The sequence below is a fragment of the Streptomyces sp. NPDC054796 genome (assembly GCF_053611545.1).
In genome coordinates this window covers 120,350-133,174 of record NZ_JBSHAO010000024.1, presented here as the reverse complement: position 1 = coordinate 133,174, position 12,825 = coordinate 120,350, and the positions used below count along the sequence as shown (strand labels likewise).

Here is a 12,825-nt window from a genome sequence, read left to right as displayed (position 1 = left end):
CCAGCCGTCCACCGCACCACATCAACGTCCCCACCCACGACAAACTCAACGAGCAGACTGCCGCCCCGTCACCTCAAACGCCGTTGCAGTACTAGGCCCCGGCGCCTTGTCAGTCGGCCCTGTGGCCGATGTCGGGCGGGTCTCCGACCGGCCGGTCGGCGTAGAACTCGTGGGCTCGCGGTCACCACCATCGCCGCTGACCGCCAACGTCACGACCGAAGAGATCACCGCCGCGACAACGGCACCAGCCGCTCCGACCCACGCAGCCCGCATGACACTCCGATGGGCTTCCGGAGTTGGCTTCTCGTCCCGCTGCCCATCGGCCCCAGTCGGCATCTCTTCTTCTCCCCGCAGAGTGGACAGGATGATGGCCCAGGGCTACATCAAGGGCAAGGAGGCGCCTATGGCAAGGGCATCGGCCACATCTCGTCGACTCCACGATCGATCCGCGCCAAACCAGTGCGGAGAGCCAGCGGTTCGCGTCGGCGCGTCCCGCTGACGCCAACGGTTCCAGCAGGGTGTACGCGGAGGCCGTTCTCGTCCAAAGGGCCAGTACGGCGCTGTGGCGCCGTGACCGGGTCAGCCGAGGGCGTCGCCGAGCCCGGTCAGCAGGACGCGCTCACACGCTCCCGGCCCGTCGACCTGGTCCACGAAGTCGGCGATCTGCGCGAGCGCGACCGTCTTCGCGCGCGACTCGCTGTCGGGGGCCGACCCGGCCGCATCTCGCCACACCACCGGGTCGCCCTCCTCCAAAGCGATCTTCACGACCTGGCGCACCATCGGGAGGTCGGACGGCTCCACGACCCCCTCCCCCTGGCTGACCTTGTCCATCAGCGTCGTGGTGAACCGCTCGGCGATCTGCTCGCCCCCGGGATGGCCTGCGCCGATCTGGTCCAGCGCACCCGCGATGAGGAAGACCGTCCCCCGCCGGAGTTCACCCGCACCGTAGAGGGCCATGGCCGCCGCGATGCGCTCGCTCAGCGCGGGCCACGTGCTCTGGTCATCTGGCGAGCGCAGAATGGTCACCTGGTCCCACGCCGCCTGAACCGCGCCGATCTTGACCTGCGCACCGCTCATCGCCATGACAGGCGAGCGTAGCCGTGCGTACCGGCTCGGCGGCGGTGTTTGCGGGATGGGGCCCGAAAGGGGACGCCCTTACGGTACCGGCGGTGATTCGCCCGCGTCGTTGTCCGGTTCGTCAGGGCACAGACGGGCGAGGCGGTCGTTCGCCAGGTCGACGGCGTCGCGCAGCGAGTGGCCGGAGTTGGGGTACAGCTCGTGTTCCACCCGCTGTAGCCGCTACTCGATGGCGCTCACACGCTCGATGACTCCGGGCTGTGCGGGGACCCCGGGGCGGGCGGGCTCGCCCCACCAGTCGTCCATGAACACAACGTTCCCCTCCTCGGCTTCGCGACCCTCTGGCGAACACATTGTGAACATACTGACCACCGCGACAATGACCGACGAAGCCGACCGCGAGGCGACGGTGACCGTGCTGCCGATCGGCAGCGCGGGCGAGACTCAAAGGGCGAAGTGCGCCAGGTGATGCGCGAGTTCACGCTCGCTGTCCGGCAGCAACGTGGCGATCGTTCGGGCTCGCTGCTTCCCCATGGTGGTGGACCGGTCCTGCGAAGCGGCGGCGAACTGGTGCGCGACGTGGATGCCCTGGTCGATATCGCCTCCGCGGAGCAGCGCCGAGGCCAGATCCCCCAGAACGACAACGCCCGAGCCTGGGAGATCATTGCCGAGGCGCTTGACCGCGCTGGCCGCCGTGGCGGCCAGTTCCTGCCGTCGCAACGTCCCGTACACGGACAGCGTAAGTGAGTCCATGCGGTAAGGGGTCACGAACCGCACCCATGCCTGCTCAGCCTGGTGATCCGCGAAGTCGTAGACGTAGCGTGCTCGCTCCAGCGCGCGTAGCGCGCCGGGTTCGTCTCCGAGCTGCGCTGCCTCTTCCGCATACCGCCCGTGGACCCACGCGGCGGCAGCGGCGTTGCCGCGGCCTCGCGACTCCGCGGCAGCCTGAGACGGGAGCTTCACCGCTTCCTTCGGTGTCGCAGCACCGTAGCTCGCGTAGGTCAGCGCCAGGGTTCGGAGTGGAGGATGCCCGGCAGCCGCCGCGTAGGCGGTGGTGACCTTGTAGCAGGAGCGGGCCTTGTCGTGATCTCCCACATCCCACGCCAGCCATCCGGCGAGGGCGGCGGTCTCGCCAGCGGCGATCGCCAGAACCCGCTCGTGCTCGCCAGCACGCGGCAGAGCCGCCGTGATCGTGTCAAAGTGGGATTCGACCGCGCCTTGCAAGCTACGCGCGCTGACGTTGAGTTCCTTCACGTGCAGTTCAGCGGCTCGGTCGATCAGTGCGCCCGCCGAGGTCGTATCGATCCTGGGCCCCTTGTTCAACGCGTAGGCCAGCCGATCCCACGGCTCGGCAGCGCAAGTCGCGACGACGCCCCCTAGCAGGATTCGACGCCTCACGTCAGCCTCCTCTTCACGCCTGCCCTCCTTCGCGTCGCCTGGGTTCGTGACTGCCAGTCTGTCGTCAACAGGGTCCTGATCACCATGGGACGCGTAGGAAGCTTCGGCGCGTATTCACAGAGCCGCAAGCATTCACCATATTCACGCATCCGGGAACGGATTCGTCTTCCCTCATGCGCCGTACAGCCCGTCTCCTGGAGAGATGCTCGAAGACTCCTTTGCGCGGAGCGAAGTTTGACGATGCGCCTGCACGTCAGTGCCACCTCGGGCGCCTCCGCACCGGAAGTCTTGATCGAAGGGGGTCGCAGATGGCAGGACCGGCGCGGGTGCGAAGATCCGGCTTTCACGCAGACCGCCGTTGAACACCAGAGATTCACCCCGCCACCCGAGTGGAAAGGGCCGCCGGGCAGCGGCACTTGAGCCTGACCCAGCGTGTTCACTCTGTCCCGGGTTCAACCCCACGTCAGAAAGGTACGGACTGTCCGATGGAGCCCTACCACCGTTATCTGCACCGTATCGGGATCGTGGCCTTGATCCCGGCCCTGGTGACCGGCGTAGGTCTCCTCAACGGTGGCGGTCTGCTCTTCCCGGACACCAACCGTCCCGACGATGCCTATCTGGACTACGTCTTTCCACACCGGACCGGTGAAGTCTGGGTGTTCGTGTGGAACATCGCCCCTCTGTCGATCGCGGCAGTTCTCGTCGCGCTCGCAGCCCTGTACTCACGGCGGGCGGGACGTCCCACGTTTTCCGGGCTCTTCGCGGTCTGCTGCGCCGCCGCTTGGCTCGCCATGGAGTGCATCTCCTCGACGACGCTTGGGCTCATTTCCCTCATGGGTCGCGGCTACCCCTCATTTGGCGCCGATGAGACAGACTCGATGGCAACCCTCCTGTGGAATCTCACGACTTTCGTATACGCCTTCGGCCTGTTCCCCTTGGCCGGCGCCATGATCTCCCTGGCGGTGGCCAATCGCAGCGATCCGATCCTGCCGAAAGCGGTTGGGCAGTGGGGCGCCGCTGTGGCCGCCGTAAATGCCGTCGGGGTGACGGGAGTCTCGATGTTCATCTCCCACGGACGGTGGTCGACGGGCAATCCCTGGTCCTTCTACCTCGGCTTCGGCCCCGTGTTCGTATGGCTGGTGGTCGTGGGAGGAGTCCTGTTGTCCAGCAGCGGGCAGCGGCCGTTGCCATCGCTTTCGAGTACGCGGAGTGAGAAGTGAGGGCATTGTCGGTCAACTATGCCCGAGCCGTGGTGATCCGCGCCAGTATTGCCCATCTGACGACGGCACGCGTGCTGGCCGGCCATTCCAGGAAGTTACTGTCCTCGCGCGCGGCTGCCTTGCTGGGTCCGACGCGGGGCGCTCCGGCGTGCCCCAGGCACGGCCTGTACATGCGCTTCTGGCCGCACTCCGGGCCAGTGTGATCAGGAGAGTACTATGAACCTCACGGATACCATCAGGTTTCCCTTTCACCCGGACCAGCATCCGGCTTGCCACGATATTCGGGCGTTCTGTCGTGAGTGGGCAGATCGCCACGGCTTGAACGCCGAAGGGATCTGGGACGACGCCTACATCGTCCGATGTGACTTCGGGCTGTACGGCGCCCGGCTCTTCCCTTACGCCCTTCCCGAACGTGTCTACTTCGGGGCGCTGTGGGGAATGTGGGCATTCTATGTGGATGATGTCTGCGTCAGGCGTCTCGCCAGCGCGCGAGACGAGGCGGTCGACGACATTCACCGGCTTGATGAATTCCTTCACCGGCCCGAGCAGCCGCGCGACGCCGTTGAACGCGGGTTGCAGGACATCCTCGCGATGGGCCGCAGGTGGATGTCCCCCGTGTGGAACGCACGCTTCCTGCATCACATGCGGGAGACCTTCTTCGAAGGGATCCTGTGGGAACTCTCGACGCGCACCGTCCCCGACTTCGCCGAGCAACTCACCTACCGGCGGAAGACCATCTCCGTCCAGACCATCTGCGACCAGATCGAGCTCTCCATCGGGCAGGAGCTGCCGGACGAAATCTACACCAGCAACGACATGCAGTCCCTGCGGTGGGCGGCCACCGATTGGGCCGGGCTGCTCAACGACCTTGTCTCGCACGACAAAGAAGTCCGCGACGGAGAAGGCGCCTACAACGCCGTCAGCGCCATGGCAAGCCTGGTCGGCGAGGAGCAGGCACGAGACCGGCTCATCCGCCTCATCAACCAGCGCGGGGACCGCATGGCCGAGCTGATCCCCCGCTTCGCGCACAGCGAGGCGACGGCGGGATTCGTCCGCTCCCTCGCCGCGTGCATGGCCGGCTGGCTGGCCTGGCAGCACGAGACGACGCGCTATGACGTCACTCACATGACCCCGTCAGCGACCTTGTGACCGTCCGGCACGAGGCCGGAGCCGGCCGCGCGAGGGAGGCACCCGCACATGGCACTCGCGAGCCACCACGACAACAGCGCGAAAGCAGCCCGCCGGGAGGTCACTACGACCGACGGGGTCGCGTACATACGGCGCCGACATCTTCGGCGGACCGGCGTCCTGGCCATCGCCGTACCCGCCCCGTTCACTATCGGATCACTGCTCAGCCCGGGCAGCCTCGCCTTCCCCGACTCGAACGGAACGGCCGCGCTCTACTCGTACTACGCCCTGCCCAAGTGGGCAGCCGAAGTGCTCCTCCTGCTGCGGGGGCTGCGTAGCGCTGCCCGCCGGGACGGTACACAAAGCACGCCGACCTGACTAAACCGCGCCATGGAGGACACAGCGATGGACCAGGTACCTCACGCGCTCGTCATCGGCGCCGGGCCGGCCGGCCTACTGGCGGCCTGTGCGCTCGCCCAGCGTTTTGAGCGCGTCAGCGTCATCGAACGCGACCCGCTCCCGGACCGCGGTCCCGCTTTCCGCCCTGGAATCCCGCAGTCACGCCACCTCCACATCCTCTGGGAACACGGCCTGCGGCTCATCGAGGAACTCATGCCCGGCTTCACCCGAGCCACACTGGGCGCGGGCGGCACTCTCGTCACCGCTCCTTCCGACGCGCTGTGGCTCTCCCCCGAGGGCTGGTTCACCCGTGCCCCCGGAAGAACGCGAGTCCTGAGCTGCTCCCGCGACCTCATCAACTGGATTCTGTACCGGACGGCCCGCGCCAATGAGCGCATCACCATCCTGTCCGGCCGCCGGTGCACCGGCCTCCTCGCCTCGCCCAGCGAGGAAGACGTCGTCGGCGTCACCATGTCTTCCGACAGTGCGGACGAGCAGTTGCGGGCCGATCTCGTCGTTGACGCCACCGGACGCACGTCCCGGGCCACGGCGTGGCTGCAAGCACTGGGCTATCCCGTTCCGCAGGTCACCCACTGCAGACCTCACCTGGCATACAGCAGCCGTCTGTACGCCCGGCCGCCGGGCGAACGCGACTGGCGAGCCATCTACCTCCAGTCACACCCCGGCAGCATGCGCGCCGGGGTCCTCATGCCCATCGAAGCAGATCGCTGGATCGTCAGCGTCTCCGGGCACACCAGCCAGCAACTGCCCGTCACCGACCACGAGTTCCTCACCTTCGCCCGGTCCCTGCGCGCGCCGCACCTCTACCAGGCGCTGTGCCGGGCCCAGCCCTTGACGCAACCCACCCGCTTCGCCGCGATCACCAACGAATGGCGCCACTACGAAACGATGCCCCGATGGCCTCACGGGTTCCTCGTCATCGGCGACGCCTTGTGTACGCTCAACCCCGTCTACGGCCACGGCATGACGGTCGCCGCCATCACCGCCCACCACCTCGCCGACGCTCTGAAGCCTCTGCGACCCACCGATGTGCCGAGACGAACACGCCGCCTGCAGAAGACAGCCGCTCGTAGTTGCCTGCAAGCCTGGACCATCGCCACCACCGAAGACCTGCGCTACCCGACCACCGACGGCCTGGAAGCGGGCTTCGTCCTCCGGCTCCGCCAGCGTGCCGTCGCCCGAGCCCTGGCAGCGGCCAACACCGACCCGGCTGTCGCAGACAGGCTGTTCTCCGTCTTCTCACTCGCGGCGCCGCCGACGACCCTGCTCTCCCCGTTTTGCCTCCCCCGCCTGCTGCTGCCCCGACCGGACGTCACGCCGCCCCCCTCGCCAACTCCCCGCCCGACGTGATCCGCCCCCGAGTGGCGCCACGATCGCACTGCCTCCGTGCAGGCCGCTCGGTAGCCCTTGGGGCGTATCTCCTCCGAGGGCCCAGGTTGCCGCGTGCACGGGCCGTACCGGGTGTTCCGGGCCGTACCCGGTGCTCCCGGGCCTGGACCATGCCCACCCACGCGGCACTGCACGAGTCGAGGACCACGTCCCTGCCCGTGCTGGTGAAGTGCAGCGGCAGCCCGACGGCCGGGCGTAGGTAGAGGGTGTGCTGTGCCATGGTCAGGCTCGCCGCGGCGGGCTGCTCGGCGACCGGCTGGGAGCAGGTGAAGGCGAACGGCAGGTGCGCGGGGCTGCCTTGGCCGACTTCCAGCACGACGCCTATGTGCCAGGTCTTCGCCGCAGGTGTGGGTGTCGCTGTAGGTCACGGCGCGGACCGGCACGGAGCGCGAGGCCAGGGTCGCCGGGGTGGAGGAGTCCAGGTCGCCGGAGACGTCCGCGCCGACGAGGGTGCCGGCCGCCCGTTTCCGCCGGTGCACCGCCTGTTCCAGAGCTGCGCCGGAGGCGACGGCTCCGTCGTCGAGGATGCTGACTGGTTCGGCAGAGGACACCTCGACGAGCTGGGGGTGGGGCCCGCCCAGCAGCAGCCCGCAGCTTCCGGGGACGGCGAGGACGTTCTGGTAGGCCGTGGCCTGCGCCCGCCGCGTCGGCCCCTGCGGCCTGCCCCGCGAGCGAGCCGCCCGCCTCTTCCTGGACGCGCTGTCCGTCAGGGCCTTCTTCGCGACGGTGGCCTATGCCGGGTACGAGGATTTCGAGCGTGGAGCGCAGGTCCCAGGTGCCGGGTACGTGCACCAATGAGTAGCAGCCGATGGACGCGCTCTCGCCCTCGGCATGCTGCGCGGTCTCCCACAGCTCGGCGTCCTGCGGTGCCTCGTCGTAGTCGTCGCCGTGACGGGTGGCCTTGAACCCGGCAGGCTGCGGGGCGACGTAGCCCCGTGCGCCGCCGCCCCTGCCCACGACGCCTTACCTGCCGTGCCCCGACCGACTGCCGAACTGCCCTCCTCCCGTGGCCTTGGTGGCCCCCTGGGAACGCGTGAGTCGCTCGACGGCCCCGCCGTCGAGGCAGTGCCGCAAGGCATAGCTTGCTGCGCTGCGTGTCGGATGCTCGTACGAGTGCCCCTCGGTCGGGGTGGCCGGGTGGGGTGGTTCGGGAGCATCATCGGGCGGCGTCTCTGGCGCCGACGCGGACATCGCACAGAACGTTGGCGACGTAGTCGAAAGCGAGGATCGAGTGGTGCAGCGTCCGAGGCCTGCCCGTGTGCTCGGCGGGACGCCGGAGACCCTGGTCTTCGACGGGCTGGGGGGGCGGCGTCCGGGGTCAGCCCGTACTTCTTCCAGCACGAGCCGGACATCGCGCGGCAGGTCGTGGACGGGGTGCGGATCCCGGCGGCGGTGCACGAGGGGTCCGTCGAGCTGGCCGCGCGAGGGGGCTCTGCGGGGATCTCGGACGAGACGCTGGCCAAGCTCCTGGACCTGGTCGCAGAGGCGGAGCCGGGCGCCCCGGGCTCCGGCCCTTCGCGGTAACCGTCGGCTACACGAGCCAAGCTGCTGCGGTCGCCGCCCCCAGGGAAGCGCCGGCCACGGTCTGCGCGACCGTGTGATAGCCGAGGGCCACACGGGACCAGCACACGCCGATGGTGAGGCCGTAGGCGAGCAGCCACCAGGGGGAGTGGACCACCGCGAGCATGACCACGGCGGCGGAGGCGACGGCGCTGTCGACACTGATTTTCCAGGCTTCGTTGACGGCCAGGAGGCCGATGGTCATGACCCACAGCGCCAGCATGGCGACCAGGATGTCGCGCGGGGCGTGCGCGGTGACCATGATCAGGCTGCCGAGGCCGATGGAGCCGAGGATGACCAGGAAGATGGGGAGGCGCTGCGTGCGGTCCACCACGTGCCGGTCGCCCCAGGTGCCGCGCTTCTTCTCCCAGGCGATGTAGCCGGCGGGGATGATTCCCGCGCACAGGGCGGCGAGCAGCCCCCAGGCCACCCCGGTCCAGTGGCCGGCAGCGGCGACTCCCAGCCCGGTGAGTCCGGCGAGCAGGACGTTGCGGGGCTGAAGGACATCGGTGACGGTCCGGGCGGCGCTCACTGTGCGGTCTCCCTTGCAGAAGCCAGTAGACGGCTGGTCTGGGCCGGGCTGACGGTGGCGTAGGCGCGCTGGACGCGCAGGAGCCACTCCGCCTCGGCGGGGCTGGTGGAAATGGGTTTGTCGGGCAGGGCCGGTGAGGGGGTGGCCAGTCGCTGTTTCTCCGCGGCGCCGCCCAGGGCACCTGTATGACGCGGGTGCCCAGGTCGTCGTCCTCGACACACGAGGTGGCCGCCGCCCCGCTCCCCCGTCTGGTCACCGTTCCAGTGGCCGGTGTGCGGTCTCGGGGAGCCGCAGATAGACGACGGAGGAGATCAGGCACAGCACCGCCACATACACCGGGAACAGACCCCCGTGCCCCAGGTCCTTGAACAACGTGCCCAGATACGGCGCCGTACCGCCGAACAGGGCCACCGTCAGCGAGTAGGGGAACCCGATACCCGCCGCACGCACCCGCGCGGGGAACGTCTCCGCGTTCACCGCCGCCGAGATCGCCGTGAAACCGCTCAGCAGCACCATCCCCGCACACTGCACCAACAGCAACGTCACGAACGAACCGTCCAGCACCTGAAGCAGCGGCACACACAGCACCCCGAACCCCAAACCGAACATCAACAGCAGCGGCTTGCGCCCGAACCGGTCCGAGGCCAACCCCGCCACCGGCTGCAACACCGCGAAGAACGCCAGCGAAATGGTGCCCGCCAGCAACGCGTCCGCCTTCTCCACCCCCGCGTTCAGCTCCGCGTACGTCGGCAGATACGACGTCCACGTGTAGTACGCGATCGTGCCGCCCATCGTGATCCCACAGATCAGCAACGACTCACGCGGATGACGCCGCAACGCCTCGAACAACCCCGGACGCGGCGCCTTCGCCTGCTCCTCGCTCCGCGTCTCGTGCGCACCGCGCCGGATCCAGAAACCCACCACACTGAACAGCGCACCCAGCACGAACGGCACCCGCCACCCCCAGCCGTCCATGCTCTCCGACGCCAGATTCGCCACCAGCAGCGCCGCGACACCCGACGCGACGAGCTGACCGATCGTCGTCGACACATACTGGAAACTGGCGAACAGCCCACGCCGCCCAGGACCCGCCGACTCCACCAGAAACGTCGTCGACGCCGCGAACTCCCCGCCCACCGACAGCCCTTGCAACAACCGCGCCAGCACGAGGATGACCGGCGCGAAGATCCCGGCAGCAGCGTACGTCGGCGTCAGTCCCACCAGCAGACTGCTGCCGCCCATCAGCAGAATCGTCACCGTCAACGCGGCCCGGCGCCCGTGCCGGTCGGCCACCGCACCCATCAGCAGCCCGCCCACCGGCCGCATGAAGAACCCCACCGCGAACACCGCGAACGTCGAGAGCAACGGCACCAGCGAATTCCCCGCGCTCTTGGGGAAGACCTGCGCGGCGATATACGCGGCCAGGAACGTATACGCGTACCAGTCGTACCACTCGACCGCGTTGCCGACGGACGCGGCGAGCAACTGCCGTCCAGGACGCGCCGGAGGAGTCACCGCGCCCGCGGAGTCTCCCGTGGCGGCGGAATCCGGCCCGCCCTCGGACGCGGGCCCTTTCATAAAATCTGTCATGATCGCGCATCTCCCCAGTCCCCGGGAACCGCAATCACACCGCACCGGCTCCCCTTCCCCGTGACGGTCAGCCAGCAGCGGGCCAGTGGCGGCGCCGGTGCCCACCTCGCTCCCCGCGGGCCTCGTGCGGACGGATAGCCTGACCGCGTCAGTGAAGATCGCAGAAGGGTGGAGCACGTGGCGGACATCGTGGAGACGGCGGCGCGGAAGGTCTTCGACCGCTACGACCTCGACGGGGACGGCCTGGTCACCGCGGACGAGTACCGCAAGGCCGTGGCGGAGCTGGAGGGTTCGGAGATCACCGAGTCGGAAGCACAGGGGCTGATCGACTCGCTCGACACCAACGGCGACCGCCGGATGTCCTTCGAGGAGTTCTGGGCGGCCATGAATGGCTGACCCCGTCGGGCCCGGCACGTGAGCGTCCCGGGCCCGGCCCGCGCGGGCCCGAGCCCGGTCCCGTGCCCGTGCCCGTGTTCATGACGCCTGGGACAGGGAGGGCACTCCGGCCGCCGCGCCGGGGAGGTTGTCACCGTCGCCCGCGCGGGACCCGTCATCCGTGCCGGAACCGTCCGCCGTGCGGGCGTCGCGACGCACCAGCGCCGCGTACCGGCCGTCGGCGGCGAGGAGTTCGTCGTGGGTGCCGCGCTCCGCCACCCGGCCGCCGTCGAGCACGACGATCTGGTCCGCCTCGCGGACGGTGGACAGCCGGTGGGCGATGGTGAGCGTGGTGCGGCCCTCGGAGAGCGCGTCGATCGCCTCCTGTACCGCGCGCTCGGTGCGGGTGTCGAGGGCGCTGGTGGCCTCGTCGAGGATGAGGACGGGCGGATCCCGCAGGATGGTGCGGGCCAGAGCGAGTCGCTGCTTCTCGCCTCCGGAGAAGCGGTAGCCGCGCTCGCCGACGACCGTGTCGTAGCCCTCGGGGAGCGCCGCGATGTGGTCGTGGATCTGGGCGGCGCGGGCCGCGGCCCGGATCTCCTCGTCCGTGGCCTCCGGCTTGGCGAAGCGCAGGTTGTCGGCGACGGAGGCGTGGAAGAGGTACGTCTCCTGGGAGACGACTCCGACCGCGCGGGAGAGGGTGGCGAAGTCGAGGTCGCGCACGTCGGTGCCGTCGAGGGTGACCCGGCCGCCCGTCACGTCGTACAGCCGTGGCACCAGATAGCTGAGGGTGCTCTTGCCTGAGCCCGTCGGGCCGACGACGGCGAGGCTGCCGCCCGCGGGAACGCGCAGGTCGATGCCGCGCAGGGTGGCACCTGGGTCCTCGGCGCCCTTGCCCGCGTAGGCGAAGTCGACGTTCTCGAAGCGCACCTCGCCCCGCACCCGCTCCAGCCTGGCGGGCTGCTCGGGCTCGGTGATGTCCGGGCGCAGGTCGAGGTACTCGAAGATGCGCTGGAAGAGGGCGAGGGAGGTCTGCATCTCGACGCCGGTCGAGAGCAGCGAGACGGTCGGGCGCAGCAGTCCCTGCTGGAGCGCGACGAAGGCGACGAGCGTGCCGATGGAGAAGGCGGGTCCGCCGAAGTGGACGAGCATGCCAGCGGTCCAGTAGAGGAGCGCGGGGATGGCGCCCATGACGATGCCGATGACGGACATGCGCCAGCGCCCGGCCATGCTGGAGCGGATCTCCAGATCGGCGAGGTGGTCGGACTCGTCGGCGAACTGCCTGGTCAGCGAGTCGGACCTGCCCATGGTGCGGCCGAGCAGGATGCCGCTGACGGACAGCGACTCGGTGACGAGCGCGGACATCGAGGCCATCTGCTTCTGCCGCTGGGTGGTGATCTTCTTGCGTTCGCGGCCGACGCGTCGGCTCACCCACACGAAGACGGGCAGCAGGAGCAGGGAGACGAGGGTGAGCCGCCAGTCCAGCGCGAGCATGGCGACGACGGTGGCGACGACGCTCGTCAGGTTGGAGACGAGGGAGGTGGCCGTGGAGGTGACCGTCGCCTGCATGCCGCCGATGTCGTTGGCGATGCGGGACTGGACCTCTCCGGTGCGCGTGCGCGTGAAGAAGGCGAGCGGCATGCGCTGGAGCTTGGCGTAGACGTCGGTGCGCAGGTCGTGCATGACGCGCTGGCCGACGGTGGTCGAGATCAGGGTCTGTAGCACGCCGAAGACGCTGTTCATCACGGCGGTGACGATCAGGCCGAGCGCGAGCAGGCCGAGCAGCCCCGTGCGCCGGTCGGGGATGGCGACGTCGAGGATCTCGCGCAGCAGGAACGGCGAGGCCACGGAGACCAGGGACGAGGCGCCGACGAGGAGGCCGACGAGGGCCAGGGAGGCGCGGTAGGGGCGGAAGAGGCGCAGGATCCGGCGCACCTGGGCGGGCTGCTCGGGCGCGTCCGCGGCCTTGGGCGGCGGGGTCCAGTCCGGTGTGTCGCGGTGCAATGGGCTCCTCGGGTCCGGGGGGGGGGTGGCGGTAGGTGCGGTGGGCGGTGAATGCGGCGAAGGCGGTGCCGGTGCCGGTGCCGGAACGACAAGGCACCGTGGAGCATAGTTCATTGTTACCTATACTCACAA

13 protein-coding genes are annotated in these 12,825 nt (G+C 69.1%); 7 read left to right on the top strand and 6 right to left on the bottom strand.

The features are described from left to right. Positions 1 to 579: 579 nt before the first annotated feature. The 3 genes from ACWGJ2_RS21100 to ACWGJ2_RS21090 form a co-directional block, all read right to left on the bottom strand. Positions 580 to 1,083, bottom strand: coding sequence for a hypothetical protein (locus tag ACWGJ2_RS21100; RefSeq protein WP_453347678.1), 504 nt, complete (start codon positions 1,081 to 1,083; stop codon positions 580 to 582). A gap of 72 nt (positions 1,084 to 1,155) precedes the next feature. Beyond that, positions 1,156 to 1,287 carry a hypothetical protein gene (locus tag ACWGJ2_RS21095; RefSeq protein WP_453347677.1) on the bottom strand — a complete coding sequence of 44 codons (132 nt, stop codon included), beginning with the start codon at positions 1,285 to 1,287 and terminating at the stop codon, positions 1,156 to 1,158. A 234-nt stretch (positions 1,288 to 1,521) separates the two neighbouring features. Beyond that, positions 1,522 to 2,475 carry a transcriptional regulator gene (locus ACWGJ2_RS21090; RefSeq protein WP_453347676.1) on the bottom strand — a complete coding sequence of 318 codons (954 nt, stop codon included), beginning with the start codon at positions 2,473 to 2,475 and terminating at the stop codon, positions 1,522 to 1,524. Positions 2,476 to 2,960: 485 nt separating this feature from the next. Here ACWGJ2_RS21090 and ACWGJ2_RS21085 point away from each other — a divergent pair, with 485 nt between their 5' ends. The 6 genes from ACWGJ2_RS21085 to ACWGJ2_RS21060 all read left to right on the top strand — a co-directional run bounded on the left by ACWGJ2_RS21085 (position 2,961) and on the right by ACWGJ2_RS21060 (position 8,156). Further along, positions 2,961 to 3,695, top strand: a complete 735-nt coding sequence (locus tag ACWGJ2_RS21085) for a hypothetical protein (protein WP_453347675.1) — start codon at positions 2,961 to 2,963, stop codon at positions 3,693 to 3,695. Positions 3,696 to 3,911: 216 nt separating this feature from the next. Next, positions 3,912 to 4,844, top strand: coding sequence for a terpene synthase family protein (locus ACWGJ2_RS21080; protein ID WP_453347674.1), 933 nt, complete (start codon positions 3,912 to 3,914; stop codon positions 4,842 to 4,844). Between the two features lie 48 nt (positions 4,845 to 4,892). Further along, entirely contained in the window at positions 4,893 to 5,201 is a 309-nt protein-coding gene (locus ACWGJ2_RS21075; RefSeq protein ID WP_453347673.1) for a hypothetical protein, read from the top strand. Positions 5,202 to 5,213: 12 nt separating this feature from the next. Continuing rightward, positions 5,214 to 6,593, top strand: coding sequence for an NAD(P)/FAD-dependent oxidoreductase (locus ACWGJ2_RS21070; RefSeq protein ID WP_453347672.1), 1,380 nt, complete (start codon positions 5,214 to 5,216; stop codon positions 6,591 to 6,593). Positions 6,594 to 7,259: 666 nt separating this feature from the next. After that, positions 7,260 to 7,430 carry a hypothetical protein gene (locus ACWGJ2_RS21065; RefSeq protein ID WP_453347671.1) on the top strand — a complete coding sequence of 57 codons (171 nt, stop codon included), beginning with the start codon at positions 7,260 to 7,262 and terminating at the stop codon, positions 7,428 to 7,430. 576 nt (positions 7,431 to 8,006) lie between these two features. After that, entirely contained in the window at positions 8,007 to 8,156 is a 150-nt protein-coding gene (locus ACWGJ2_RS21060; RefSeq protein ID WP_453347670.1) for a hypothetical protein, read from the top strand. A 7-nt stretch (positions 8,157 to 8,163) separates the two neighbouring features. Here the strand turns inward: ACWGJ2_RS21060 and ACWGJ2_RS21055 are convergent, their stop codons facing one another. Both ACWGJ2_RS21055 and ACWGJ2_RS21050 read right to left on the bottom strand, forming a co-directional pair. Next, on the bottom strand, positions 8,164 to 8,724 hold the full coding sequence (locus tag ACWGJ2_RS21055) for a hypothetical protein (protein WP_453347669.1): 561 nt from the start codon (positions 8,722 to 8,724) through the stop codon (positions 8,164 to 8,166). Positions 8,725 to 8,976: 252 nt separating this feature from the next. Further along, a complete protein-coding gene (locus ACWGJ2_RS21050) occupies positions 8,977 to 10,302 on the bottom strand; it encodes an MFS transporter (RefSeq protein WP_453347683.1) in 1,326 nt (441 codons plus the stop codon). A gap of 189 nt (positions 10,303 to 10,491) precedes the next feature. Here ACWGJ2_RS21050 and ACWGJ2_RS21045 point away from each other — a divergent pair, with 189 nt between their 5' ends. After that, the gene (locus tag ACWGJ2_RS21045; RefSeq protein WP_453347668.1) at positions 10,492 to 10,710 is read left to right on the top strand and encodes an EF-hand domain-containing protein; all 219 of its coding nucleotides are present in this window, start codon (positions 10,492 to 10,494) and stop codon (positions 10,708 to 10,710) included. Between the two features lie 78 nt (positions 10,711 to 10,788). Here ACWGJ2_RS21045 and ACWGJ2_RS21040 read toward each other — a convergent pair whose 3' ends face one another. After that, a complete protein-coding gene (locus ACWGJ2_RS21040; protein ID WP_453347667.1) occupies positions 10,789 to 12,693 on the bottom strand; it encodes an ABC transporter ATP-binding protein in 1,905 nt (634 codons plus the stop codon). Between the last annotated feature and the right edge of the window lie 132 nt (positions 12,694 to 12,825).

What these genes read in the sequence shown, in the direction of transcription:
- ACWGJ2_RS21100 (WP_453347678.1), bottom strand. Translation starts at nt 1,083, where the DNA reads ATGGCGATGAGCGGTGCGCAGGTCAAGATCGGCGCGGTTCAGGCGGCG.
- ACWGJ2_RS21085 (WP_453347675.1), top strand. Translation starts at nt 2,961, where the DNA reads ATGGAGCCCTACCACCGTTATCTGCACCGTATCGGGATCGTGGCCTTG.
- ACWGJ2_RS21080 (WP_453347674.1), top strand. Translation starts at nt 3,912, where the DNA reads ATGAACCTCACGGATACCATCAGGTTTCCCTTTCACCCGGACCAGCAT.
- ACWGJ2_RS21075 (WP_453347673.1), top strand. Translation starts at nt 4,893, where the DNA reads ATGGCACTCGCGAGCCACCACGACAACAGCGCGAAAGCAGCCCGCCGG.
- ACWGJ2_RS21070 (WP_453347672.1), top strand. Translation starts at nt 5,214, where the DNA reads ATGGAGGACACAGCGATGGACCAGGTACCTCACGCGCTCGTCATCGGC.
- ACWGJ2_RS21050 (WP_453347683.1), bottom strand. Translation starts at nt 10,302, where the DNA reads ATGAAAGGGCCCGCGTCCGAGGGCGGGCCGGATTCCGCCGCCACGGGA.